At 73.8% G+C, this 25,143-nt stretch carries 20 protein-coding genes; 9 read left to right on the top strand and 11 right to left on the bottom strand.

Annotated elements, in window-relative coordinates; translation table 11 throughout:
- Positions 1-53 precede the first annotated feature (53 nt).
- From ACFWBY_RS04670 to ACFWBY_RS04685, 4 genes are all read left to right on the top strand, one after another.
- The gene (locus ACFWBY_RS04670) at positions 54-1,982 is read left to right on the top strand and encodes an ABC transporter ATP-binding protein (RefSeq protein ID WP_385329975.1); all 1,929 of its coding nucleotides are present in this window, start codon (positions 54-56) and stop codon (positions 1,980-1,982) included.
- A 53-nt stretch (positions 1,983-2,035) separates the two neighbouring features.
- Positions 2,036-2,416: a VOC family protein gene (locus ACFWBY_RS04675; RefSeq protein WP_385330288.1), complete on the top strand. Its 381-nt coding sequence runs from the start codon at positions 2,036-2,038 to the stop codon at positions 2,414-2,416.
- 202 nt (positions 2,417-2,618) lie between these two features.
- On the top strand, positions 2,619-3,479 hold the full coding sequence (locus ACFWBY_RS04680; RefSeq protein WP_385329978.1) for an NAD(P)-dependent oxidoreductase: 861 nt from the start codon (positions 2,619-2,621) through the stop codon (positions 3,477-3,479).
- A 300-nt stretch (positions 3,480-3,779) separates the two neighbouring features.
- Positions 3,780-4,304 carry a gluconokinase gene (locus tag ACFWBY_RS04685; protein ID WP_385329981.1) on the top strand — a complete coding sequence of 175 codons (525 nt, stop codon included), beginning with the start codon at positions 3,780-3,782 and terminating at the stop codon, positions 4,302-4,304.
- Positions 4,305-4,405: 101 nt separating this feature from the next.
- Here the strand turns inward: ACFWBY_RS04685 and ACFWBY_RS04690 are convergent, their stop codons facing one another.
- The 5 genes from ACFWBY_RS04690 to ACFWBY_RS04710 form a co-directional block, all read right to left on the bottom strand.
- Entirely contained in the window at positions 4,406-4,642 is a 237-nt protein-coding gene (locus tag ACFWBY_RS04690) for a hypothetical protein (RefSeq protein WP_385329983.1), read from the bottom strand.
- Complete coding sequence (locus ACFWBY_RS04695; RefSeq protein ID WP_385329986.1) at positions 4,639-5,865, bottom strand: hypothetical protein; 1,227 nt, start codon at positions 5,863-5,865, stop codon at positions 4,639-4,641. The genes ACFWBY_RS04690 and ACFWBY_RS04695 overlap by 4 nt, the downstream gene beginning before the upstream one ends.
- Before the next feature lie 602 nt (positions 5,866-6,467).
- Positions 6,468-6,995: a protein phosphatase gene (locus tag ACFWBY_RS04700; RefSeq protein ID WP_385329988.1), complete on the bottom strand. Its 528-nt coding sequence runs from the start codon at positions 6,993-6,995 to the stop codon at positions 6,468-6,470.
- A gap of 40 nt (positions 6,996-7,035) precedes the next feature.
- The gene (locus ACFWBY_RS04705; RefSeq protein WP_385329991.1) at positions 7,036-7,884 is read right to left on the bottom strand and encodes a hypothetical protein; all 849 of its coding nucleotides are present in this window, start codon (positions 7,882-7,884) and stop codon (positions 7,036-7,038) included.
- A gap of 178 nt (positions 7,885-8,062) precedes the next feature.
- The gene (locus ACFWBY_RS04710) at positions 8,063-11,596 is read right to left on the bottom strand and encodes a S8 family serine peptidase (protein WP_385329994.1); all 3,534 of its coding nucleotides are present in this window, start codon (positions 11,594-11,596) and stop codon (positions 8,063-8,065) included.
- Between the two features lie 248 nt (positions 11,597-11,844).
- Between ACFWBY_RS04710 and ACFWBY_RS04715 the strand changes: the two genes are divergently transcribed.
- The 3 genes from ACFWBY_RS04715 to ACFWBY_RS04725 all read left to right on the top strand — a co-directional run bounded on the left by ACFWBY_RS04715 (position 11,845) and on the right by ACFWBY_RS04725 (position 15,665).
- Complete coding sequence (locus tag ACFWBY_RS04715; protein WP_385329997.1) at positions 11,845-13,332, top strand: MFS transporter; 1,488 nt, start codon at positions 11,845-11,847, stop codon at positions 13,330-13,332.
- Complete coding sequence (locus tag ACFWBY_RS04720; protein ID WP_385330000.1) at positions 13,329-13,559, top strand: DUF6629 family protein; 231 nt, start codon at positions 13,329-13,331, stop codon at positions 13,557-13,559. Before ACFWBY_RS04715 ends, ACFWBY_RS04720 begins: the two co-directional genes overlap by 4 nt.
- Positions 13,560-14,009: 450 nt before the next feature.
- Complete coding sequence (locus ACFWBY_RS04725) at positions 14,010-15,665, top strand: GMC oxidoreductase (RefSeq protein ID WP_385330003.1); 1,656 nt, start codon at positions 14,010-14,012, stop codon at positions 15,663-15,665.
- 115 nt (positions 15,666-15,780) lie between these two features.
- Here the strand turns inward: ACFWBY_RS04725 and ACFWBY_RS04730 are convergent, their stop codons facing one another.
- The 6 genes from ACFWBY_RS04730 to ACFWBY_RS04755 all read right to left on the bottom strand — a co-directional run bounded on the left by ACFWBY_RS04730 (position 15,781) and on the right by ACFWBY_RS04755 (position 21,230).
- Positions 15,781-16,260, bottom strand: coding sequence for a carboxymuconolactone decarboxylase family protein (locus tag ACFWBY_RS04730; RefSeq protein WP_385330005.1), 480 nt, complete (start codon positions 16,258-16,260; stop codon positions 15,781-15,783).
- A complete protein-coding gene (locus ACFWBY_RS04735) occupies positions 16,257-17,339 on the bottom strand; it encodes a dihydrodipicolinate reductase (RefSeq protein ID WP_385330008.1) in 1,083 nt (360 codons plus the stop codon). Before ACFWBY_RS04735 ends, ACFWBY_RS04730 begins: the two co-directional genes overlap by 4 nt.
- A gap of 103 nt (positions 17,340-17,442) precedes the next feature.
- Positions 17,443-17,622 carry a DUF6126 family protein gene (locus ACFWBY_RS04740; protein WP_385330010.1) on the bottom strand — a complete coding sequence of 60 codons (180 nt, stop codon included), beginning with the start codon at positions 17,620-17,622 and terminating at the stop codon, positions 17,443-17,445.
- 16 nt (positions 17,623-17,638) lie between these two features.
- Positions 17,639-18,226, bottom strand: a complete 588-nt coding sequence (locus ACFWBY_RS04745) for a helix-turn-helix domain-containing protein (RefSeq protein WP_385409627.1) — start codon at positions 18,224-18,226, stop codon at positions 17,639-17,641.
- A 254-nt stretch (positions 18,227-18,480) separates the two neighbouring features.
- Positions 18,481-19,581, bottom strand: coding sequence for a M20 family metallopeptidase (locus tag ACFWBY_RS04750; RefSeq protein WP_385330015.1), 1,101 nt, complete (start codon positions 19,579-19,581; stop codon positions 18,481-18,483).
- 92 nt (positions 19,582-19,673) lie between these two features.
- Entirely contained in the window at positions 19,674-21,230 is a 1,557-nt protein-coding gene (locus ACFWBY_RS04755) for an ATP-dependent DNA ligase (RefSeq protein ID WP_385330016.1), read from the bottom strand.
- A 182-nt stretch (positions 21,231-21,412) separates the two neighbouring features.
- Between ACFWBY_RS04755 and ACFWBY_RS04760 the strand changes: the two genes are divergently transcribed.
- Positions 21,413-24,145 (top strand): alpha/beta fold hydrolase, encoded by a 2,733-nt coding sequence (locus tag ACFWBY_RS04760; RefSeq protein ID WP_385330019.1) that lies wholly within the window; start codon positions 21,413-21,415, stop codon positions 24,143-24,145.
- A gap of 47 nt (positions 24,146-24,192) precedes the next feature.
- On the top strand, positions 24,193-25,089 hold the full coding sequence (locus tag ACFWBY_RS04765; protein ID WP_385330290.1) for an ABC transporter permease: 897 nt from the start codon (positions 24,193-24,195) through the stop codon (positions 25,087-25,089).
- Positions 25,090-25,143 lie beyond the last annotated feature (54 nt).

The raw sequence follows: 25,143 nt of genomic DNA on the forward strand, positions 1-25,143 counted from the left end.
ACGGCCACCCCATCGTTGACCTCGAGTTCGGTTGAGGTCATAACGTTCGGCGCATGGATATGGAAGTCACCGCCTGGACATCGCTGCACAGCGCGATCAACGCCCAGCAGGACCGGCGCCCGCTCTCGCGGGCCGGCCTGCGCCGCGTCGCCGCCTTCGCCCGCCCGCACCGCCGCGGGCTGACGCTCTTCCTGCTGCTCAGTGTGGTGACCGCGCTGCTCGCGGTGGCCACCCCGGTACTCGCGAGCCGGGTGGTCACCGCGATCGTCGAGGGTCGCGAAGGCGGTACGGTCACCCGCCTCGCCCTCCTCATCGCGCTGATCGCGGTCGCGGAGGCGGCCCTGGGACTGCTCGTCCGCCGACTGTCGGCCACACTCGGCGAAGGGCTGATCCTGGACCTGCGGACGGCGGTCTTCGACCACGTGCAGCGGATGCCGGTGGCGTTCTTCACCCGGACCCGCACCGGCGCGCTGGTCAGCCGGCTCAACAACGACGTGATCGGCGCGCAGCGGGCCTTCAGCAACACCCTCTCCGGAGTGGTGGCCAACACCGTGACCCTGCTGCTGACCCTGACCGTGATGCTGGGCATCTCCTGGCAGATCACCCTGCTGGCCCTGGTACTCCTGCCGGTGTTCGTGCTGCCCGCCCGCCGGATGGGGGCGCGGATGGCGGGGATGCAGCGGGAGGCCTCGGCGCTCAACGCGTCGATGGGCACGCAGATGACCGAGCGGTTCTCCGCGCCGGGCGCGACGCTGGTGAAGCTGTTCGGACGGCCGGCCGACGAGTCGGCGGAGTTCGCGGCGCGCGCGGCCCGGGTCCGCGACATCGGAGTCCGCACCGCGATGGCCCAGTCGGCCTTCATCACCGCCCTGACGCTGGTCTCCGCGCTGGCCCTCGCGCTCGTCTACGGACTCGGCGGCCACTACGCCCTGCGCGGCACCCTGGACGCGGGCTCCGTCGTCGCCCTCGCCCTCCTGCTGACCAGGCTGTACGCGCCACTGACCGCGCTCGCCGGGGCGCGGGTCGAGGTGATGAGCGCCATGGTCAGCTTCGAGCGGGTCTTCGAGATCCTCGACCTGAAGCCGCTGATTTCCCAGAAGCCGGACGCGCGCCGGGTCCCGGACGGGCCGGTGGCGGTGGAGTTCGACCGTGTCTCCTTCGGCTACCCCTCCGCCGAGAAGGTCTCCCTCGCCTCGCTGGAGGAGGTCGCGACCCTGGACGCGCGCGGCGGCACCCAGGTACTGCACGAGGTGTCCTTCCGCGCCGAGCCGGGTCAGATGATCGCCCTGGTCGGCTCGTCGGGCGCCGGCAAGTCGACGATCGCCCAGCTGCTGCCCCGGCTGTACGACACCGACGCGGGCGCGGTCCGCCTCGGCGGGATCGACGTACGGGACCTCACCGCCGACTCCATCCGCGACACGCTGGGCATGGTCACGCAGGACGGCCACCTCTTCCACGAGTCGGTACGGGCCAACCTGCTGCTGGCCCGCCCCGAGGCGGGAGAGGACGAGATCTGGGAGGCCCTGCGCCGCTCCCGTCTGGACGGCCTCGTGGCCTCGCTCCCGGACGGGCTCGACACGGTCGTCGGCGAGCGCGGCTACCGGCTGTCGGGCGGGGAACGCCAGCGGCTCACCATCGCGCGACTGCTGCTGGCCAGGCAGCGCGTGGTGATCCTGGACGAGGCCACCGCCCATCTGGACTCCACCTCGGAGGCGGCGGTCCAGGAGGCCCTGGGCGAAGCCCTGGCGGGCCGCACCGCCGTGGTGATCGCCCACCGGCTGTCGACGGTTCAGGCGGCCGACCTGATCCTGGTGGTGGAGGACGGCCGCATCGTGGAACGCGGTACCCACGCCGCGCTGCTGGCGGCGGGCGGGCGGTACGAGGAGCTGTACCGCACCCAGTTCGCGGCGGCCGGCCCGGACGGGGACACGCCGCCGGCGCAGACCCTCTCGGGCGGCGCGGCGGCACCGTCCGGCGGATGATGGCCGACAGGCCCGCACCGACCACCCCTCACCGCTGGGAGCAGGAACAGCCGATGGACATCAAACTGGAACTGGTCGCCGTCCCGGTCACCGACGTCGACCGCGCCAAGGCCTTCTACGAGCGCGTCGGCTTCCACGCCGACCACGACGTCACGGTCAGCGAGGACGTCCGCTTCGTCCAGCTGACCCCGCCGGGCTCGGCCTGCTCGATCGCCGTGGGCAAGGGCCTCACCCGGATGACCCCGGGCTCGCTCGACAACATGCAGGTCGTGGTCGCGGACATCGAGGAGGCGTTCGCCGACCTCAAGGGACGCGGCATCGAGGTGACGGAGATCCAGGACTTCCCCTGGGGCTCCTTCGTCTACTTCTCCGACCCGGACGGCAACGGCTGGGCGGTCCAGCAGACCACCCCGCGCACGGCCGCGGCGGACTGACGGGGCGCCGCGGGCCCGGCGGCCGGCGTCGGAGCGGCCCGCTCGTCCCCGCCTCGCGGCGGCCCCGCAGAAGGCGGCCCGGCCTCCGCCCGGAGCGTGACGACTGAGGACCCGAAGGCCTCGAATGGGGCGATCGGCCCGCGGACCCGTGGAGACTGTCCCCCGGGGAACACCTGAGGGACCACCGATTGGGAGTGAAGCCGTGAGCGCCGTCGCACTGCTGGGGACCGGGATCATGGGATCGGGCATGGCCCGGAACCTGCTCAAGGCCGGACTCGACGTCCGCGTGTGGAACCGGACCCGCGAGAAGGCGGCCGCCCTGGCCGCGGACGGCGCGGTGGTCACCGACAGCCCCGCCGAGGCCGTCGCCGGCGCCGATGTGGTGCTCACCATGCTGGCCGACGGCGCGGCGGTGACACGGGCCATGGCCGCCGCCGAGGAGGGTCTGAGCGCCGGTCAGGTGTGGGCGCAGATGGGCACGGTCGGCGTGGCGGCGCTGGAGGAGCTGGCCGCCTTCGCCCAGGAGCGCGGGCTCGTCTTCGTCGACGCCCCGGTGCAGGGCACCCGCCAGCCCGCCGAGGAGGGAAGCCTGGTGGTCCTGGTGTCCGGCCCTGCCGACCCCCGCCTGGACCCGGTCTTCGCCGCCGTCGGCAGCAAGGTGCTGCGGGTGGGGGACGCGCCGGGCGCGGCGACCCGGCTGAAGCTGGCCACCGTCGGGTACGCGATCACCGTCACCGCCGCCGTGGGCGAGGCCCTGGCACTGGCCGAGGGCCTGGGGGTGGACACGGAGCTGTTCGCGCGGGTCGTGACGGGCGGGCCGATGGACAACCCCTACCTCCAAGCCAAGATGCGGGCCGTGCTGGAGCGGGACTTCGCACCGAACTTCACGGTGCGCGGCGCCGAGAAGGACGCCGGCCTGATCGCCGACGCCGCCGAGGCGGCCGGGATCTCGGTCGACCTGGCGGTCGCCGCGCGGGCCCGTTTCCACCGCGCCGACTCCATGGGCCACGGCGACGAGGACATGGCCGCCGGCTATTTCGCGGGCTTCCCCGACCAGCCCTGACCGCGTCCCCTCTCCCACCGCGGGCGCGGCGCCCTTGGACAGGTGGCGTGCGATGGGATTCAGTGGGGCTCAGGGTTGTCCCGCAATACCCGGCGGATCGGCGCACGGCGTCGGATGCGGTGCCTCGCAAAGCGGAGGAGCGTCCTCATACTGGGTGTATCAGGGCGTTCCGACAACGCGGCGAGGTGCCGTAGCTGTCGTCGTGCGCCCGCTGGGGATTGCAGGACAGGCCTTAGGCGCCGCACCCGTCGGCCGGGCGTCGTACGGGCCGGTGCCGACGAGAACGGCGAGGTGTTCGGGATGCGGGTCATCGTGGTGATGGGAGTGGCCGGGACGGGCAAGACGACCGTCGGCCGGCTCCTCGCCGAGGAACTCGGCCTTCCGTACGCGGAGGGCGACGCCTTCCATCCGGCGGCCAACGTCGCGAAGATGGCGGCCGGTATCCCGCTGGACGACAGCGACCGGTGGCCGTGGCTGGACGCCATCGGCGAGTGGATGCGCAACCGGGCCGGCCTCAGCGGGGGGGTCGTCGCCGCGTCCGCGCTCAAGCGCGTCTACCGCGACCGGCTGCGCGCCACCGCTCCCGACACCGTGTTCGTACACCTCGTCGGTGAGCGGTCGCTCATCGAGGAGCGGATGGCGGCGCGCAAGGGGCACTTCATGCCCCTCGCGCTGCTGGACTCGCAGTTCGCCGCGCTGGAGGCGCTGGACCCGGACGAAGCCGGGGTGCTCGTCGACGTGTCCGGGAGCGCGCCGGAGGTCGCCGCACGTGCGGCCGCCGCACTACGGGGACTCCCCGGGCCCGAGGACGGCAAGGCCGGCTGACGGAGCCGCCTGCGGCCGTGGGGGCGTTCACCGGCCGCGCGGCGCCCGCCGCGGGCGGGGACCGGCCCGCCGAGCTGCGGGCGCACCGGGCGGTTGCTCCCTCAGGCCCCGGCCGGGGGCCCGGATCCGGCGAGTTGGGCCGCCGCCAGGTCCAAGCCGCCCGCCGCGCTGGCGCAGCGGTCGGCCAGGCCGGCCACCTCGGCGCGCAGCGCGTCGGCTCGCGGGCCCTGCCAGCGCAGGTCGCCCGCGGCCCGGCGCAGGCGCTCGGCGTGCGAGCGCAGGGCTGCCGAGTGGGCGCGCAGGCCGTCGGCGGGGGCCGGTTCGGGGGTGTGCGTCACCGGAGCCTCCCGGGGGCGTAGGCGTCGGGCACACCGGGCACGCCGACGAGATGGCTCGCGGTGACCCTGCCCTGGAATCCGGCGGGCACCGCCGCGGACCCGGGCGCGCGGCACACCCGGGTGACCGGGTAGACGGTGGTGAAGTCGCGGCTCCCGGCCAGTCGTTCGGCTGCCTGCCCGCCCGGCCCGCGGCCGAGCAGGGCGAGTTCCGTTCCGGAGGGCACGAGGCGCCGTACGGCCGCGGCCACCGTGCGCGCGTACGCGGCTTGGGCGTCGTCCACGTCATGGGCGTCGTGGCGTGCACGGGCCGTGTGGCGTGCTCGGCCGGTGTAGCCATGGGCACGGGCGTACGGGGGACCCGCGCGGCCGGATGCACCCGGGGGGCCCGCCAGTTGGACCACGCACCGCTCGGTGCCGTCCGGGCCGATCACCGATTGGAGCAGGACCGCGCCGCCGGTCCCGGCGATCCGGTCGGCGTTGCGCCGGTAGCCGGCCGCGGTGCCGGTGGTGTCCAGGTCGCCGAGGAGGCCCGCATCCGGTTCGGCCCAGGCGCGACCCCGGTCGAAGAACGCGCGGAAGGCGGCGCCCAGGCCGAGGAGCGGTTCGGCGGCCACGGCCCGGCCGGTGGCGACCTGCCAGCCGGCGTGGTCGTTGAAGGGGTTGTCGTCGGTCAGCGCGCTCCAGGCCAGGAGGTCCGCGAAGGACGGGTTCAGCAGGGCGATGGCGGGACCGGCGCCCTGTCGGCGGATGAGGTGGCGGAACTCGCGGACGGCATCGGCCTGCCGGTCCTCCTCCACTGCCTTGAAGACCTCCGCTGCGGCCGGGTCCGCCGGCATCCCCGGGTTGCGCGCGCACGCGACCCGGATCCGGCCCTTGAGGCCGCACACCGCGAGGCTGACGGCGAGGTTCTCCCGGCCGGCGAGGACCCCGGCGAGCCAGCCGGCCCGCGCGACGCCCCGGCCGCGCGGTGCCCAGCCGAGTCCGGCCGGGTCGGTGAGCGTGCGCAGCAGCGTGCGCCAGCCCGTCCGGCGGCGGCTGCCGCGGGCCAGGGCGGTGACCGGCAGCCGTGAGCCGAGGGCCAGCCGGGAGGCGTAGTGGGCGGCTTCACCGACGGCGTCGGCCGCCTCTGCCAGCTCCCGGCACAGGGCGTCCAGTTGATCGGCGTCCGGGTCGGCGCTCGGATCGGCGGATCCGCTGGTCGCGAAGGGCGCGGCGTCGGACATGGATTCCTCGTCGGGTCGGACGGACTTCGCGCGGGGGTGCCACACGGGTCCGGTGGGACGGATGGGACGGGTGCGGGCGGTCGGTCGCCGCGGTGTGGTTCAGCGGCGGACGGGCCGGGGCCCGCTGCCCCGCGGGTCCGGCCCGGCGGGCAGCGGCCCGAGCGGGTGGAGCACGGTCCGGACGGCGCGGCTCCGCAGGCCGCGCGGCACGTCGGCACGGGGAGCGGCGGGTACCTGCTCGGGGGCGCGCCGGGGGAACGGCGCGGGCGGCGCCTCGCGGGTCCCGGGGCGATGACGTACGCGCCGCTCGGTCCCGGCCCGGGCGATCCGTATCGGATCGGGAGCCTCGTTCGCCCGCGGCGCTCCGCCAACGCGGGCACGCGGCCGGGGCGGCGCGCCTCGTGCGGAGCCTGCCGCCCGGGCCTGCGCGGCGGCCTCGTCCTGTCCGGCCGGGTGGGCGCCCAGCGCCCGGGGAGCGGTCTCGCGGACCGTACGCATCCGTGTACCTCCACGCAGCCGGGATTCTACGGTCGGTGATCTCGCGCTCACCGTACGTCGAGCGTCCCCGGTCCGCGCCCCGAGGACTACGGCGGGGTGCCGGGTCAGGACGTCGGACCGGAGGCCGGGTCGAGATCGACGAGCAGGGCGGCGGCGTCCAGACCGGCGGCGAGGTAGTCGGCGAAGGTCCTGTTGTGCAGGGCCCAGGCCGAGCGCCTGCGGCGGACGAGGCCGATGGCGGCCTGCGGTGCGAGCCCGCCGTCGACGGGGCACTGGGCGACGACGAGCCCGGAACGGTTGTAACCGGAATGGCAGCGGACCAGGATCGTCCGTCCGGAGTCGAGGGCGGTACGGGCCGCGCCGGCGAGCCGTTGGACGGTACGCAGCTGCGCGCCCGTGAGCGGGGCGTCGGGCATCTCGCCGACCAGGTGCTCCACGTGCGGGCCGGGGCCGTGACCCGGGCGGGTGAAGAGGCTGACGACGAGGTCGAACTCGGCTCCGACGACGACCGGCGGCAACTCCCCGGCCGGGTCGGTCCAGTAGTGGCCGCCCATCCGGAGACCGGGGACGATCTCGTCCCAGGGACTCTGCGGACCGGGTGCGTCACGGTCCTTCGTGCGGGTTCTCCTCATGGCACCGCGAGGATACGACGACGGTGCGGCGCACGGCGGTTCAGCCGAAGACCGCGTCGCGGAAGGCCGTGCGGAGCGGAGCCGAGGGGGTGGTGGGCAGGAGGGCCGCCCAGCGCCGCACGCGGGGGGAGACCCACAGGGCGGCGCCTTCGCCGTGGGACCAGGCTCCGTGCGGGGCCGGGTGCCAGAGGAGGCCGCGGGCCGGCACGAGCTCGCCGGTGCGGATGCGCAGCGACTGGGCCGTCCACTGCGGGCTGACGGGACCGCCCGCCGGGGTGAGGAGGTGGCTCAGGAACCGGGCGAGGTCGGCGACGGGCGCGCGCAGGGTGCCGTCGGCGGCGAAGCGGGTACGGGTCATGCCGAGAGGGCGCCAGACCCGGTCGGCGGCGAACGCGGCGAGGGGGCCGCCGCACAGCCGCTCGGCCAGTTCGACGAGGGCGGGCGACGGTCCGGGGCCTTGGGTGAGCAGCTGGTGCGCGGTGGTACCGGGGGGCAGATCGCCGCCGGCCCCGTACGCGGTGAGCGGGGTGTGCAGGTGCAGCTCCCCCGCGTCCACGAGGATCCCGATGACGGGCCAGACGGCCAGTACGCCCGCCAGCCCGCCGACGTCGAGCGCACCGGCGGGTTCCGCTGCCCGGGCGTCGCCGGCGGTATCGGGGCCGGCCCCGGCCTCGGCTCGTGCGCCGGTCCCGGCTCCGTCATGGGCTCGCGCCCCTGCTTCGACCACCGCGTCCGGACCGTCCGGACCGCCGACCGCCCACGCTGCCCCCGGGTCGCCGTCCCGCACGACCGCCCGGATCCGGTCGGCGGTCCCGGCCTGTCCCGCTGCCGGGGGCGTGGCCGGCCCGCCCTGCTCTGCCTGCCCGGCGCGGTCGCTCTGGAGCGTCATGGTCAGCCACGGTACGGCGCCGACCGGGGGTCCCGCACGCGTCGCGCGGGCCCGGTCCGCTCCGGCCACCCGAATGCCCGGCGCCCCGCGCGAGCCGAAATCCGCCGTGGCCGGCGCGGCCGCACGCGGAAGGGGCGGGGCGCCCGGAGGCGCCCCGCCCGGTGGATTTGCGGCAGCGTCAGCTCTTGTCGGGGCGGTCCGTCACGCGCAGGGAGTTCAGCAGGGGTTTGCCGTAGCCGCTGTGGGTGACGAAGCGGACGTTGAGGGCTCCGTCGGTGACCTTGACCGTGTAGGTGCGGGTCAGGGCCGTGTACGTGCCCGCCTCCAGCGATATGTCCAGGGACGGCAGCACCTGGGTGCCCTCCGCCAGGACGTCGAAGACGCGCTTGTTCGGCTTGGTGGAGGAGAGTTCCGCGAAGCCCAGCTCCACCGTGTAGGTGCCGTTGGGGACGTTGTCGAAGCGGTACTCGTACATGCCCTCACGGGCGTTGCGCATGAGCCGCTGATCCTCCGTGCCGGCGATCGTGCGGCTGGTGGACTGGGCCGAGCCGTTGCCCTGGTAGCCGTAGGAGCCCGCCGTGTACTTGCGGTCCGGTGACCAGCCGTCGCCCAGCGAGTCCGTGCTCGCGCCCGTGGACCCCGCGTCCAGGGCCACCTGGTAGCGCGGGACCACGAGTGTGACCGGGACGGTGAGCACCGGGGTGCGGCCGCTGGCCGAGGTGATCTTCAGGTCGGCCGTGAGGACGGTTCCCGGGGTCAGGCCGGTGGTGTCCACCGCCAGGGCGAGCGCGGCCTTCCCGCCGGTGGGAAGGTCCCCCGAGGCGGGAGTCACCGTCAGCCAGGGCGCGTCCTCGGCGGCGGTGAAGGCCGTGCCGAGACCCGGGTTGGCGAGGTCGAGCGTCCGGGTCCGCTTCTGGCCCGGCGACAGGACGATCTCCACGGCCGGCTTCGCCGCCGTGACCCTTCCGGTGCGCAGGGACCGGGTCACCTGGGTGACATCGGCCGCCTTGACGTCCACGGTGGCGGCCGCCGGCTCGTACTGCGCGGCGGTCAGCGCGAGGTCCCGGGCGCCCGCGGGGCTCTGGACGACGTATCCGCCGTCGGCGGCCGTGGTGGCCGAGACGGCCGTGGGTCCCGTGCCCACGGTCACCGTGGCTCCGGCGACGCCGTTGCCGTCGTTCGCGTCGAGCACCCGGCCCGCCACCACGCCGCTCTTGGTGGTGCGGAAGGCGATGGACAGGCCGTCGCTGATGACGGGGGTGTTGAAGGAGTACTTGAAGGCGTCGGTGCCGGTGCCGTTCTCGACGCCGACCGTGGCGGTGGATCCGCCCTTGATGCCGCTACCGCCGGTCCCCTTGTAGGAGTACCGAACGGAGCCGTCCTCGCCGATCGCCGCGGAGAAGGAGAACCTGTCGGACTGCGCCGACCAGTGGGACACCTGGCGCCACTCGATGACGTAGCTGCGGTGCGGCGCCGTGCCGGTGACCGCCGTGAAGACGCCGGAACCGCTGCCGGCGGCGCCGACGACCAGGTCGTCCCAGAACGGGTAGAGCGCCGCGTTGGGCGTGGCCGCGCTCGGGATGTCCCCGTTGACGTCGCCGGTGTTGTTGCCGCCGAGGCTGACCGTGCCGTTCGTCCCGATCCAGGCCTGCCCGTAGGTCTTGCCGTAGAGCGGCAGCGGGAACGGCAGGTCGACGCGCTCGGTGGTGTTGTCGCCGGTCAGCGCGAGCTGGCGGTCCCCCGCCTGGTAGGGGCTGCCGTCGGAGGCCGCGCAGGCGTAGCCGTAGCCGTCGGTGCGTTCGGGCAGGGCCACCGCGACGGTGGCGTCCCCGGCGACGGTGACCTCGGCCGTGCCGCCGGTGAGGCAGCGGGAGGAGTGGGTGGCGTTCACGTGGTACGTGCCGTGCGGAAGGGTGACCTCGAAGCGGCCCTGCGCGTCGGTGGTGGCGGTCACCGGGGTGTCGGCGATGGTGACGGCGGCGCCGGCCAGCGGGCCCGCGGCCGAGGAGACCGTGCCGGTGACCTTCCCGGATGCGACCGCGGTGAGGGTGAGGTCGCCGGTGGCGGTGGCGTTCTCGGTCACCGCCACGGTCGCGCCCTGCTGCCCGTAGCCGAACTTCGACGCGGTCAGGGCGTACTCGCCCACCGACAGGGCGGTGAAGCGGTAGGTGCCGTCGGCCGCGGTGGTCGTCGTACGGTCGATCGGGCCGTCCGCGACGACCTTCACTCCGGCGACCGGCTGCCCGTCGGCGCGCACGGTGCCGCCGAGGGCGCCGATCGCGCCGCGCGGGGCGGCGGTGACGGCGGCGAGCGCGTCGAGCTTGCCCTCGCCGAAGACGTTGTTGTCGGCGGCGGTGCCGCCGCACTGGGCGCTCTCGGAGTCCTGCGCGGTGCCGTCCAGCAGTGCCTCGGTCTGCGCGACGTCGCCTTCGAGCGCGGGCGCGGCGGACCAGAGCAGGGCCACGGTCGCGGCGGTGTGCGGCGATGCCATGGAGGTTCCGGAGAACGTGTCGTACCCGCCGGGGACGGAGGAGCGCACGTTCACGCCGGGGGCCGCGATGTTCGGCTTGACGATGCCGCCGGGGCCCGCGCCGCGCGAGGAGAACGACCCGATCGCGCCGTTGATGTCGAAGGCGCCGGAGCTGTAGGAGTTCGCGTAGTCGCCGGGCGAGCCGCTGGTCGAGCAGCCGGGGCCGGCGTTGCCGTTGGAGAAGGCCGGGAAGATCCCGGCGGCGCGCCAGGTGTTGACGATCTCCTGGTACCAGGTGTCGCCGCCCGTGCCGCCCCACGAGTTGTTGACGACGTGCGGGGCGAGGTCGGGGCGGGGGTTTCGACCGCTCAGATCGGTCGGGGCGACGATCCACTGACCGGCGGCGAGCAGCGAGGACTCGGAGCAGGACGTGGTCTCGCAGCCCTTGGCGGCGATCCACCGGGCGCCCGGGGCGACGCCGATCTTGTTGGCGCCGCCGTCGTCGCCGACCATGGTGCCCATCGTGTGGGTGCCGTGGTCGTTGTTGTCGCACGGTGCCGCGGTGGGGCACACGCCGGCGGGGTCGAACCAGTTGTAGTTGTGGTCGTAGGTCCCGTCCGCGCTCCTGCCGCGGTACTGGTTGGCCACGGCCGGGTGCGTGTGGTCCACGCCGCTGTCGATGTTGGCGACGACGATGCCCTCGCCGCGCACGCCCAGCTGCTCCCAGACCTGCGGTGCCTTGATGCCGGCGATGTTCCACTCGACGGCGTCGGGGGCGGTCCGCTCGCGCGTGCCCTCCGCCGGCTCGGGGAGGTCGACCTTGTCGTCGGCGTCGATCCGCGAGACCTCGGGGCGCTCGGCGAGGGCGCCGGCGAGCTTCTGCGTGCCGACGACGCGGACGGCGTTCACGATCCAGTACGAGGTGTACTCGGCCCGCGCGCCGTCCAGGGCTTTGATCACCTCGGCCTGGCTGCGTGCCGCGTGGTCCTTCTTGAGCCGCAGCACGGTCTCGGCCTTCGCGGCGCGGGTCTGCTGCCCGCCCGCGGCGGAGAGGTCGGCGGCGCTGTCGAGGTAGACCCAGAAGGCGGCCTTGGCGGAATCGTCGAGCTGGGCGCGCAGGCTCGGCTCGATCTTGCGTTCGGCCGCGCCCCGGAGGGGACCGGGGTCCGGGGCGGCGGCGGCGACCCCGGTGCCGACGGGCAGGAGCAGGGCCGCGGCGAGCGCGGTGAGTGCCGCGCGCACGGGTCGTAATCGCGAGCGTGAGCGTGAGCGTGCGGTCCGTCGGCTGTCGCGTTGTGGCACGTGTGGTCTCCTCGTACGCCGTGTGCAGTTCGTGCGGAAAGGGTGTGCGTGACGTGCGCGGGCCATGGTGCGCGAGGTGTCATGCCCAGTACAAGGGGGCCTAATGAGCCGCACTCCGGCGCCGTCCGGCCGTTCCGTCGGACCACAGCCGGGTGGCCGTTCCCGGCCGCGCGAGTCAGCCTGGGGGGATGACCGACCCCGCGGCGTCGCCGCCGTCCCCAGGAGTGCGGCTCGGGACCGCGCAGGGCCGGTGGATCGTGCTGACCACCGTGCTCGGCTCCGCCATGGCGCTGCTCGACTCGACCGTGGTCAACGTCGCCCTCCCCGCCATCGGGCAGGATCTCGACGCCGACCTGGCCGTGCTCCAGTGGACGGTCAACGCCTATCTGCTGACCCTCGCCGGGCTGATCCTGGTCGGCGGGTCCCTCGGCGACCGCTTCGGGCGGCGCCGGATCTTCGTCCTCGGGGTGGTCTGGTTCGCGGTGAGCTCGTTGCTCTGCGGCCTCGCGCCGAACTCCGGGGTACTCATCGCGGCCCGCGCCCTGCAGGGCGTCGGCGGCGCCCTCCTTACGCCCGGCTCGCTCGCGCTGATCCAGGCGTCGATCCATCCCGACGACCGGGCCCGCGCGGTGGGACTGTGGTCCGGGTTCGGCGGAGTGGGCGCGGCCGTGGGACCGTTCCTGGGCGGGTGGCTGGTGGACGGGCCGGGCTGGCGCTGGGTCTTCCTGCTCAACGTGCCGGTGGCCGCGCTGTGCGTCCCGGTGGCCCTGCGGCACGTACCGGAGTCGCGGGATCCGCGGGCGACCGGACGGTTCGACGTGGCCGGCGCCGTCATCGGCGCGGCCTCGCTCGCCCTGCTGACCTACGCGCTGATCGAGGCCGGGTCCGGTTCGGCCCTCGTGCCGGCCGCTGCCGTCGCCGGCGTCCTGCTCGCCGTGGCCTTCGTCCAGGTCGAGCGGCGGCGGGCCGATCCGATGGTCCCTCCCGAGATCTTCGCCTCGCGCCAGTTCACGGCCGTCAACCTGGTCACCCTGTGCGTGTACGCGGCGTTCGGCGGCTTCTTCTTCCTCGTGGTGCTCCAGCTGCAGGTGGTCTGCGGCTACTCCGCCCTCGAATCCGGGGCCGCCCTGCTGCCCACCACCGCCCTGATGCTGCTGCTGTCGGCCCGTTCGGCGGAGCTCGGCGAGCGGATCGGCCCGCGGATCCCGCTGACCGTGGGCCCGCTGCTGTGCGCGGCGGGGATGCTGCTGATGCTGCGCGTGGGCCCGGAGGCCTCGTACGTGCAGGACGTGCTGCCGGCGCTGCTGGTGATGGGCCTGGGCATGGCGACCCTGGTGGCTCCGCTGACGGCGACCGTGCTGGCCTCGGTGGACCCGGGCCGGGCCGGACTGGCCAGCGGCATCAACAACGCCGCCGCGCGGGCCGCCGGGCTCCTCGCGGTGGCCGCGCTGCCACTGCTGGCGGGGATGGGGCCGGACGCGTACCTCTCGGCCGACGCCTTCGACGCGGCGTTCGGGCGGGCCATGCTCTGGTGCGCGGGGGTGCTGGTGGTCGGCGCCGCCCTGGCGTGGGCCACCGTACGCTCTCCCGCACCCGGGACCTGCCATCCGCAGTGCCTCACGAACTGCGCGGTGACCGCTCCGCCGCTGGAACCCCCCGGAGCGGCGGAGCGGTGAGCCGGCGGACCCGCCCTGCTGATCTCCGGAGACCGCCGCTCCGCCTCCTCGGCCTGCCGCCGACCGCCGGGGTCCCCGTCTGCGCGGCGCTGTGGAGGCTCGAATCCGCTTCCACATGGTGCGCCTTCGCGGCGGTCACCTCGACGCCCATGCTGGTCTGGACCGGCCACCGCGGGGGTTCCCCTTCTGAACGGGCGGATGCCGGACGCCGGGCCCCCGGGCTGTAACAGCCGGCGGGGCAGGCGAACAGGGCCACCCGGCGAAGGTAAAAAGATTCGGGAACCGATCAGGGGACCGTCCTGGGGTTTGTCGCTTTTCAGCCTCGCGCCCGACGTGACCCAGCCATGACGGAGTGGCTGGATGCGGCGGGAGGCCCGATTTCCTCACGGCGCCCCGGCCCGGCGCCACGCGTTCGACTTCCGACGTGGCGGACCGGGGCGGACACCCGCCGCCGGCCGGCCCGCCCCCTCGGCCACACCGTCACCGCACGCCCGACGGCGGTCGACGGCGGGCGGTCGTTCCCAGCGTCCGATGGGACCTTCGACGCCCCCGCGCCGGAGTCGATCGATGCCCTCCATGGCCGCGGCCGGCGAAAAGATACCTCGGCGTATCTAGTGACTTCACAAGCACTCGGCAGTAGAACTCGTTCTCATTCAGCCTAGAGTGAGGAAGCTCACATGAGCGACAAAGGCCTGCACAAAACACACACGAACGGCGTCTCCCGTCGCGGCTTCTTGGGTAGAACTGGTTCCATTCTGGGAGCCATGGCCCTTGCGGGCCAGGTCGCTCCCTCCCAGGCGCAGGCAGCCACCGCCGGGGCGGCCGCCGCCGGCCCCATCGACAACGGGGCGCACGTACCCGCCCTGGTGATCGGCACCGGGTACGGCGGATCCGTCGCCGCGCTGCGGCTCGCCCAGGCCGGCGTGGACGTCCACATGATCGAGATGGGCATGGCCTGGGACACCCCCGGCTCGGACGGCAAGATCTTCTGCAACACGACCAGCCCGGACTACCGGGCCTACTGGCTGCGCACCAGGACCAAGGCACCCCTGAGCAACTTCCTGGGCTTCCCCATCGACAAGAACGTCCCGCGCTACACCGGCATCCTGGACGCCGAGGAAATGGGCGGGATCACCGTCTACCAGGGCCGCGGCGTCGGCGGCGGCTCCCTCGTCAACGGCGGCATGGCGGTGACTCCGAAGCGCTCCAACTTCGCCGCGGTCCTCCCGTCCGTGGACGCGGAGGAGATGTACAGCACCTACTACCCGCGCGCCAACGCGGGTCTCGGCGTCGGCCTGATCGACCCGGCCTGGTTCGACACCGTCGACTGCTACCAGTTCGCCCGCGTCGGCCGCAAGCACGCCCAGCGCGCCGGGTTCCCCTTCATCTTCGTCCCCGACGTGTACGACTGGGACTACATGGAGCGCGAGGCGGCCGGCACCGTCCCCAAGTCGGCCGTCGCCGGCGAGATCCTCTACGGCAACAACGCCGGCAAGAAGTCGCTCCAGCAGACCTACATCGCCCAGGCCAAGGCCACGGGCAAGGTCACCATCTCCCCCCTCCACAAGGTGACCTCGGTCTCCCCGGCGGCCGCCGGCGGGTACACGGTCGTCATCGACCAGATCAACACCTCGGGCGACGCGATCGGCACGAAGACCGTCCGCGCGGACAAGGTCTTCTTCGCGGCCGGCAGCGTGGGCACCAGCAAGCTGCTCGTCAGACTGAAGGCGACCGGCGCGCTGGCGAACCTGAACGGCGAGATCGGCAAGGGCTGGGGCGACAACGGCAACGTCATGTGCGGCCGGGCCAACCACATGTGGGACCCGACCGGCAAGGTGCAGGCGTCCATCCCCTGCGGCGGCATCGACAACTGGGACGCGGGCGGAGCCTTCGCCGAGGTGGCCCCGCTGCCGACCGGCATCGAGACCTACGCCTCCTTCTACCTGTCGATCACGAAGAACCCGCACCGCGCGCAGTTCACGTACAACGCGGCGTCGGGCGCGGTGGAGCTGAACTGGCAGTCTGCCTGGAAGCAGCCGTCGATCGACATGGCCAAGACCATCTTCGACAAGATCAACTCGAAGGAGGGGACGATCTACCGGACCGACCTCTTCGGCACCAACAAGATCTGGGGCGACCACCTGACCTACCACCCGCTCGGCGGCGCGGTCCTGAACAAGGCCACCGACAACTACGGGCGCCTGCACGGCTACACCGGCCTGTACGTCATCGACGGCGCGCTGATCCCGGGCAACACCAGCGTCAACCCCTTCGTCACGATCACCGCGCTCGCGGAGCGCAACATCGAGAAGATCATCGCCACCGACCTGTAGCACCGGCCGGCAGGGGCCGCCCGCACCCGCGGCGGGTACGGGCGGTGGGAGCACGAGGACCGGGGCCGTCGGATCCACCGACGGCCCCGGACCCGTGTGCGCCCCGCTCCCCGGCTCAGTGGCCGGGCAGTACGCAGACGCTGTCGAGGCCGAGCACGTGGTTGAGCCGGCCGAAGGCGAGCCAGGACCCGATGCTCATCGTCAGCTCCACGATCTCCAACTGGCTGTAGCGCGCCGCCATCCGCTCCCAGAACTCCTCGTCCAGGCCGTGGTGGTCGAGGCAGTACCGCTCCGCGTACTCGGCCGCCAGCCGGGTGCGCTCGTCGAAGCGGTCCGTGGTGCGCCACTCGGTGACGGCCTCGGAGAACTCCTCCTCGACCTTCTCCCCGTCCCGGTCGGTCCGCCAGTCCAGGCAGAAGACGCACCCGTTGATCTGCGCGACGCGCAACCGGGCGGCCTCGAACTCCCGCAGGCCCAGGGTGGTGTGGGCGTACACCGACAGCGAGAAGTTGGCGGCGGCCATCCCGATGCCGGGAACCAGGTCGCCCCAGACGTACTCGATGGGGTGCTGGCCTTCGGGTACGTCGATCCTCATGGCAGTTTCCTTCCGAGCTTGCCGGTGGCGGGGCGCAGGGGGACGTCCAGGGCGTCGTAGAGCCCCGGTTCGGCCTCCACCAGCCAGTCGATGGCGCCGACGAGGCGTCCGACGGCGGTGGCGTTGCCGCCGGCGGAGCGGTTCTCGCCCTCGTCGGTGGCCTCGATGGTGACCTCGATGTGCGGGCGGCCCTCGATGACGACCCGGTGGGCGCCGTCGCCGCCGCCGGGCGGGCTCGGCCAGTCGGGGGCGCAGGAGGCGTGGATGCGGGTGACGTGCTCGATGACGATGCGTGGTTCGCCCTCGACGATGCCCTGCACCTCGAAGCGGATGGCCCCCTGGGTGCCGGCCTCGAACTCGCCCATCGTGCGCGTGGTGACGGTGGTGTCGAGGGCGCGGCGGTCCACGGTCTCGCGGATGTCGTCGAGTTCGACACCGAGGGCCCGGGCCATCATCCGTATCTGCCCGCCCCACACCATGGTCGGGACGGACGGCATGAGCATCATGGGCTCGAAGTCCATGGGCTGGCCCATGCCGACGAGGAGGCGGACGGAGTCCGGCTGGTCGTAGGTGGAGTAGTCGAATATCTCCTGGCAGCGGATGACGTCGATCCTGGTGCCGAGTCCGCTGAGCAGGAGCGGGAGCACGTCGTTGCCCCAGCCGGGGTCGACGCCCGAGGCGAAGAGCGAACCACCGCCCTCGGCGACCGCGGCGGCCACCGGATCACGGAACTCCGGTGGCGCGTTGCGGTGGTCGTAGAGCGGATAGAGGGCGGGGCTGACGACGACGGCCCCGCAGCGGATCGCCCGCGTGATGTCGGCGAGGGCGTCGTCGGGGCGGATGTCGCCGGAGGCGGCGTAGACGACCGCCTGCGGACGGGCGGCGAGCACGGCCTCGATGTCGTCGGTGGCCACGACCCCGACCTCGTAGTCGAGCTCGCCGAGTTCACCGGCGTCGCGGCCGACCTTCTGCGGATTGTGGACGATGACGGCGGCCAGTTTCAGCGCCGGATGGGCCTCGACGGCACGGATGGCCAAACGGCCGACGTTGCCGGTACCCCAGACAACCGTGGAAATCATGCGCGGAGGGTAGCTTCAGGACCTGCAGGTTCCTAGTGCCGTGACCCGGTGGACCTTTCCGGTCACGGCACTGGTGCCGTGGCCGGGACGGTTTGCCGGGCCGTCACTGGTTGCGGGCGCCCAGGACGAAGAGCAAGTAGACGAAGAACGCGAAGAGGTGGCCTACGAACAAGTAGGCGGTGAGCCGGATGACGAGACCCCGCGGGAACTTCGACTCGATGCGCCGCATGAGGGCGGGCGGTCGGGCTTCCCCGGCCTCGGGCTGCTGCTCTGTCTGGGACATGGGTACGGCTCCTCGGCTATCGGTGCTGCGTGGTGGAGGTCGCCCCGCCGAGGCACAGCCCGGCGAGGCTGCTCTGCAGCAGGGTGTGGACGAACAGGAGGTCGGCCCCGGCGGCCGAGGCCGCGCCGATCCGGTGCGGGGTGAGCGAGTCGAAGTGCGCGCTGTCCCCCTGCTCCAGCAGGTGCTCGGTGTCCCCCAGATGCAGCCGCAGCCGCCCCTTCAGAACGTACAGCCACTCCTCCCCGGGATGTACGCGGACCAGCTCGCCCTGGCTGCGCCCGTGGGGGACGTGCACCCGCAGCGCCTGCATCCCGCGGCCGGATCCTCCGGCCTGCCAGTAGGTCCAGCCGTCGGCCTCGCGGGCGCCCGGGCCGCCGGCTCGTACGATGGGATCGGCGAGGGCGGGGGTCTCACCGAGCAGCTCCGACACCGTCGTACCGTAGGTGCGGGCGAGTCCGAGCAGCAGCGGCAGCGAGGGCTGGCGCCGTCCGGTCTCCAGCCGCGACAGGTGCGCGGGCGAGAGCCGGGCCCGTGCGGCGGCGGCTTCCAGGGTGAGCCCGGCACGGCGGCGCAGCTCCCGCAGCTGCGGGGCCACGGTGGGCAGCTCGCCGTCGTCGCCGTGGGGGCGCGCGTCGTCGGGGCGCGCGTCGTCGGGGCGCGCGTCGTCGGGGCGCGCGTCGTCGGGGCGCGCGTCGTCGGGGCGCGCGTCGTCGGGGCGCGCGTCGTCGGAGCCGGCCGCCGTGTCGGGGCCGGGCTGAGGACCGGTCGTCATGCTCCGATTGAGCCAGATCCTTACCTCCCTGGCAATCCTTCTTGCCTCTGAGGCAAGACCCTCTCGGGCGCTCGGGCGGCGGCCCCTCAGCCGTTCCGGATGGCGTCCACCATCGCGGCGACGAGGTTCGCCCGCTCCGCCATCGACCCCACCACCAGGTACTCGTGGTCGGCGTGGGCGCCGCCGCCGACCGCTCCGAGGCCGTCGAGCGTCGCCACGCCCAGCGCGGCCGTGAAGTTGCCGTCGCTTCCGCCGCCGACGGTCTTGCCCTCGATGCCGGGAAGCAGCCGCTGCGCCACGGCGAAGAGCTCGGCCGAGGCGGACTCGGGCATCGGGGGCCTGCCGATGGCTCCCCGCACCACGATCTCGGCCTCGTCGAGGTGCGGAGCCAGTGCCGCGAACGCGGACTCGATCCGCTCCCGCTCGGCGTCCGACTCGACGCGGACGTCGACGATGACGGTGGCCTCCGCGGGAACGACGTTGTCGAGGGTTCCCGCGGACGCGACGGTCGGAGTGACGGTGGTGCCGATCTCGGGCCGGCCGAGCGCGGCGATGTCCAGTACCTGGTGAGCCGCTTCGATCAGCGCGTTGACCCCGGCCGCGGGCTCCAGGCCCGCGTGCGAGGCACGGCCCGTGATGGAGACCTGGAAGCTGCCGCAGCCCTTGCGGCCGGTCTTCAGGGCGCCGCCGTCGGCGGCGCCCTCGAGCACGAGGACCGCGCCGCAGGCGAGCGCCCGCTCCTCGAGCAGGGCCCTGGACGATCGGGAACCGACCTCTTCGTCGGCGGTCACCAGGATCTCGACGCCCGACAGGTCTTCGAGGGTCGCGAGGCCGTGAACGGCCTGTACCAGGCCGCCGAGCATGTCGAAGACGCCGGGGCCGGTGGCGTGCCCGTCCTCGACGGCGAACGGACGCCGTTCGAGGGATCCGAGGGGGAAGACCGTGTCGTGGTGTCCGAGGACCAGCACCTTGGGGTCGCCCCCGGCCGTCCAGTGGACGTGCGGCCCGGCATCGCTGTCGACGAGGACGGCGTGCCCGCCGAGGCGGCTCTCGATGACGGAGGCGACGACCTTGGCCGATGCCGTCAGAGCATCGGGGTCGCGCGACGGGGACTCGACCTCGACGAGTGCCCTGAGATCCTCGATCATCGCGTCGACACTCACATGAACCGTCTTGCGCATCGTCATTTCATCAGGGTATCGGGCAGCCCGGCCCGATGATCTTCCGTACGGGCCGTGCACGCCCTCCGCCCGTGCCCGGGACGGGGCATGACCTCCCGTCATCCCGAGGCGGGCCGCGCGTCACCGTCACGCTGCCCGAGCACCGTATCCACCGTGTCCGCCTCCTCCGCCCGCTTGTCGGGCCGGTGGCGCAACACCCGCGCGAAGCGCAGCGCGACGCCGGCGGGGTAGCGCGGTGAGCGCTGCAAGCCGTCGTAGGCGATCTCCACGACCAGCTCGGGGCGGACCGTGACCGTGAAGCCGTCGTCCTCGACGGCGAGCTCGCCGAGCCGTTCGGTCTGCCAGCGCAGCATCTCGTCCGTGAGGCCCTTGAAGGTCTTGCCGAGCATGGCGTACGTGCCGTCGGCTGCCCTCGCGCCGAGGTGCAGGTTGGACAGGAGCCCGGTGCGCCGGCCGTGGCCCCGTTCGACGGCGAGCACCACTAGGTCCAGGGTGTGGACCGGTTTCACCTTGAGCCAGTACTTGCCGCGCCGGCCGGCGGCGTAGGTGGAGCCGAGGGCCTTGACCATGACGCCCTCGTGGCCCCGGCGCAGGGTCTGCGCCCAGAACTCCTCCGCTTCGGCCGACTGCGCCGACGGGTCCTCGACCACGAGCCGGCGCACCCGCCACTCCTCGGGCACCAGGGCGGCCAGCGACTCGTACCGCTCGCGGACCGGCGCGTCGAGGAGTACGTCGTCGCCCACCGCGAGCACGTCGAAGAAGAACGGGGACACCTGGAGGACCCGACGGGCCGCCTCGACGTCGAGGCGGGAGCCGACCCGGCTCGCCACCTCCTGGAACGGCACCGGCCTGCCGTCCGCCGGGGACCGCCCGATGACCTCCCCGTCGAGGATGAACCGCTCCCCCGGCAGCGACCGGGCCAGCTCGGCCACCTCCGGCAGCCGGCCGGTGATCTCGTCGAGGGAGCGCGTGTACACCCGTACGTCGTCCCCGTCGCGGTGGACCTGCACCCGGATCCCGTCGAGCTTCTCCTCCACCGCGCACGCCCCGAGCGCGGTCAGCGCCTCGGCCACCGACTTCGCCGTGTTCGCGAGCATCGGCTGTACGGGCCGCCCCACGCGCAGCGTGACCTCGCGCAGGGCCTCCGCCCCGCCGGCCAGGACGGCCGCCGCCACCCGGGGCAGGGAGCCTTCGAGCATCGCGGCCCGGCGCAGCTCGGCGGCCGGCACCCCGGCCGCGGCGGCCACGCCTTCCAGCGCCACGGCGTCGAGCGCACCCTGGCGCACCTCGCCGGAGAGGAGGCTGCGCAGGAACCGCTGCTCCGCCCCCGTCGCGGCGCCGAACAGGCCGTCCAGGATCCTGCGGCGCTCGGCCTGCGCCCCGGTTCCGGCGACGGCGGCGAGCCGGGTCACGGCCTCGTCGACGGCCGCGACGGTCAGGACGGGCTCGGCGGCCGGCTCCACCTCCCGGGCGAGCGCGCGCCAGCCGATCCCCGGGCGGCCCTGCGGCAGCCGACCCGCGAGGTAGGAGACCACGAGGGCGGCCTCCTCGGCCGACGCGGCGGCGAACACTTCCGCGAGCAGGGAGGTCTTCCGGGACCGGGCGGAGGTCTCGGCGACCTCCCGGGACACGCGCGCGACCTCGGCCAGCAGCATGGGGCCATCCTCCCGCCGCTCGGCGCCGGGCGCAGGTCGGCCGGCGGGTGAGGTCTGCGGGCGCCCCGAACCCGGCATACCGCGGACGCGGTACGCGAGGCGGCCGGCGTAGTCCTCGAGAAGGTCTGCGGTTCACTCTGTGGGAGCGCGGGCGGGGCGGGCCTGGCGTTTAGGGTTCCCGTATGAAGCTCCGACTGCCCCGGCGCCGCCGCAGCCGCCTGCTCGCGGGCGCCGCCGCGCTCGCCGTCGTCGCGGGGGCGGGCACGCTGACGGCCACCGCCGCGGCCGGCGACGCCGCGGCCGTGCACCGCGAGGACCGCCTGCTGGACGTGCCCGGCCTCGATCCGTCCGGCCCAGGCATCGACATCTCGTACTTCACCTCCGGGAGCGGAGGCGGGGGCGACGGGGAGAAACGTCCCGCCGTCCTGCTCGCTCACGGCTTCGGCGGCAGCAAGGACGACATGCGGCCGCAGGCCGAGCGCCTCGCCCGCGACGGGTACGCCGTGCTGACCTGGTCCGCGCGCGGATTCGGCCGCTCCGGCGGCAAGATCGGGCTGAACGACCCCGACTTCGAGGTCAAGGACGTCTCCCGGCTCATCGACTGGCTCGCGGCCCGGCCCGAGGTGCGGCTCGACGCGGCGGGCGATCCGCGCGTCGGCATCGCGGGCGGATCGTACGGCGGGGCCATCTCACTGCTCGCGGCCGGTCACGACCCGCGGGTGGACGCGATCGCCCCCTCGATCACCTACTGGAACCTCGCCGACGCGCTCTTCCCGGGCGGCGTGTTCAAGAAGCTGTGGTCCGGCCTCTTCTTCACCACCGGTTCGGCGGGCGGCATGCAGCCCGGGGCTCCGGGGGCGAACCCGGCGTCGCCGTCGGCCCCCGGCTGCGGGCGCTTCCAGCCCGAGCTGTGCGCCATGTACGAACGGGTCGCGGTGGCCGGAGCGCCCGACGCGGAGGCCCGCGCGCTGCTGGAGCGGCGCAGTCCCTCCGCTGTCGGCTCCGCCATCAAGGTGCCGACCCTGATCACCCAGGGCCAGGACGACTCCCTCTTCCCCCTGGACCAGGCCGACGCCATGGCCGAGGCCATCGCCGCCAACGGCGCGCCCGTCTCCGTCGACTGGGCCGCGGGCGGCCACGACGGCGGCATGCGCGAGGCCGACCGCGTCGAGCGCCGGGTGAAGTCCTGGTTCGACCGCTACCTCAAGGACGACTCGGCCGTGGACACCGGTCCCGCCTTCCGGGTCTCGCGCTCGGGCGGCATCGATTCCACCGACGGCGAGGTCACCCTGCGCGGAGCGAGCGGTCCCGAATATCCCGGGCTGCGGTCCGGACCGCGCGAGTTCGCCCTGGCCGGCCGGGAGCAGAGCTTCGGCAACCCGGCCGGCGGGGCTCCGCCCGCGCTGTCCGCCCTGCCGGGCATCGGCGGGCAGCTCGCCGCCCTCGGAACCGGGATCTCGCTGGACTTCCCCGGGCAGAACGCGCAGTTCGATTCGGAGCCGCTGGCCGAGGAGGTGCGGATCACCGGGACCCCGACCGTCACCCTGAAGGTGAGGTCGACTGCCGCGGACGGTTCGGCCGTGCTGTTCGGCAAGGTCTACGACGTCGGGCCCGACGGGCGCCGGCAGGTGCTGCCGAGTCAGCTGGTGGCACCGGTGCGGGTGGAGAACGCCCAGCAGGACAAGGTCGTCGAGCTGCGGCTGCCCGCGATCGACCACGCCGTCGAAGCCGGGCACCGGCTGCGGCTCGTCGTCGCCGCCACCGACCTCGGCTACGCGTCCCCGGCGGCGCCTGCGGCCTACACCGTCTCGGCGCAGGGCCCGCTGGCGGTGCCCGTCGCGGGCGGCGTGCGGGCGGCGTCCTCCGGGCTGCCCGCCTGGACGTGGGGGATGCCGCTCGGGGCGGCGCTGCTGGCCGCGGGGCTGGTGGGGATCCGCAGGACCGGCCGGGGGCCGGGCGGGATCCGGGCCGGCGCACCGCAGCCCGAACCGGCGCTGGCCGACGTACCGCTGGAGATCACCGGGCTGACCAAGCGCTACGCCAAGGCGCAGGACCGCTACGCCGTCCGGGACCTGTCCTTCCGCGTGGAGAAGGGCCAGGTGCTCGGCCTGCTCGGACCCAACGGCGCGGGCAAGACCACGACCCTGCGCATGCTGATGGGCCTGATCACGCCGGACGCCGGGGAGGTACGGGTCTTCGGGCACGCGGTGCGGGCCGGCGCGCCCGTGCTGTCGCGCGTCGGGGCGTTCGTCGAGGGCGCCGGCTTCCTGCCGCACCTGACCGGACGGGCCAACCTGGAGCTGTACTGGCAGGCCACGGGCCGCCCGGCCGAGGACTCGCACATGGACGAGGCCTTGGAGATCGCAGGGCTAGGGGACGCCTTGGAGCGCGCGGTGCGCACGTACTCGCAGGGCATGCGCCAGCGCCTCGCGATCGCACAGGCCATGCTCGGCATGCCGGACCTGCTGATCCTGGACGAGCCGACGAACGGTCTGGACCCGCCGCAGATCCGTGAGATGCGCGACGTGATGATCCGGTACGCGGCGGGCGGACGGACGGTCATCGTCTCCAGCCACCTGCTGTCGGAGGTCGAGCAGTCCTGCACGCACCTGGTCGTCATGGACCGGGGCCGTCTCGTACAGGCGGGCGAGGTCGCCGAGATCACCGGCGGCGGGGACGCCCTGCTGGTGACGCTGGCCGGGCCGGTGGACGAGGTGACGCTCGGGAAGGTCGCCGCGCTGGAAGGAGTGGAGTCCGTGGTGAGCTCCGACGACGGACTGCTCGTCCGGTTGGACGGCGCGAGCGCCGCGGTACTCATCGCCGAACTCGTCCGGCTGGAAGTGCCGGTGTCGGGCGTGGGACCGCACCGGCGGCTCGAGGACGCGTTCCTCACCCTGATCGGAGGTGCGGCGTGAGCGCCGTGACGGACGTGGAGAACAGCGGGACCGGTGGGACCGGTGGGATCGGTGGGACCGGTGGGCGCGGCGGGCCCGTGAGGGGCGGCGTCAGTGAGGTGGCCCCCGGCTACCGGGCCGGCCGGACGCTCCCGCTGCGCGTGGAGGCGCTGCGGCAATGGCGCAGGCGGCGGACGCTGGTGATGGGCGGGATCCTGGCCGCGCTGCCGTTCGTCCTGATGATCGCCTTCGCGGTGGGCGGCGGACCGGGCAGCCGCGGCGGCGGCAACGGCCGGATCACCCTCATCGACACGGCGACGGCCTCGGGCGCGAACTTCGCGGCCACCTGTCTGTTCGTGTCGGCCGGGTTCCTGCTGGTGGTGCCGGTGGCGCTGTTCTGCGGTGACACGGTGGCCTCAGAGGCCAGCTGGTCCTCGCTGCGCTACCTCCTCGCCTCGCCCGTTCCGAGGGCCCGGCTGCTGTGGAGCAAGCTGGTCGTGGCGCTCGGGTTCAGCCTGGCGGCGATGGTGCTGCTGCCGGTGGTGGCGCTGGCGGCGGGAACGGCGGCGTACGGGTGGGCGCCGCTGAAGCTGCCGACGGGTGGTTCCCTGGCCACCGGGGACACCGTGGGGCGGCTCGCGATCGCCGTGGCCTTCATCTTCGTCTCGCAATTGGTGACGGCCGGTCTGGCGTTCTGGCTCTCGACGCGGACGGACGCGCCGCTCGGCGCGGTGGGCGGCGCGGTCGGGTTGACGATCGTCGGCAATGTGCTGGACGCGGTCACGGCGCTGGGGTCGTGGCGGGAGTTCCTGCCGGCGCACTGGCAGTTCGCGTGGGCCGACGCCCTGCAGCCGCAGCTGGAGTGGGGCGGGATGGTCAAGGGAGCGGCGGTGTCGGTGTCGTACGCGCTCGTGCTCTTCGCGCTCGCCTTCCGCGGGTTCTCGCGCAAGGACATCGTGTCCTGACGCGCGGGGCCCGTTCGGCCCGCCGGTGGCGGACCCCTCGCGCAAGGGCATCGT

It is taken from the genome of Streptomyces sp. NPDC060049 (assembly GCF_042736715.1).
In the GTDB taxonomy this organism is placed as follows: domain Bacteria; phylum Actinomycetota; class Actinomycetes; order Streptomycetales; family Streptomycetaceae; genus Streptomyces.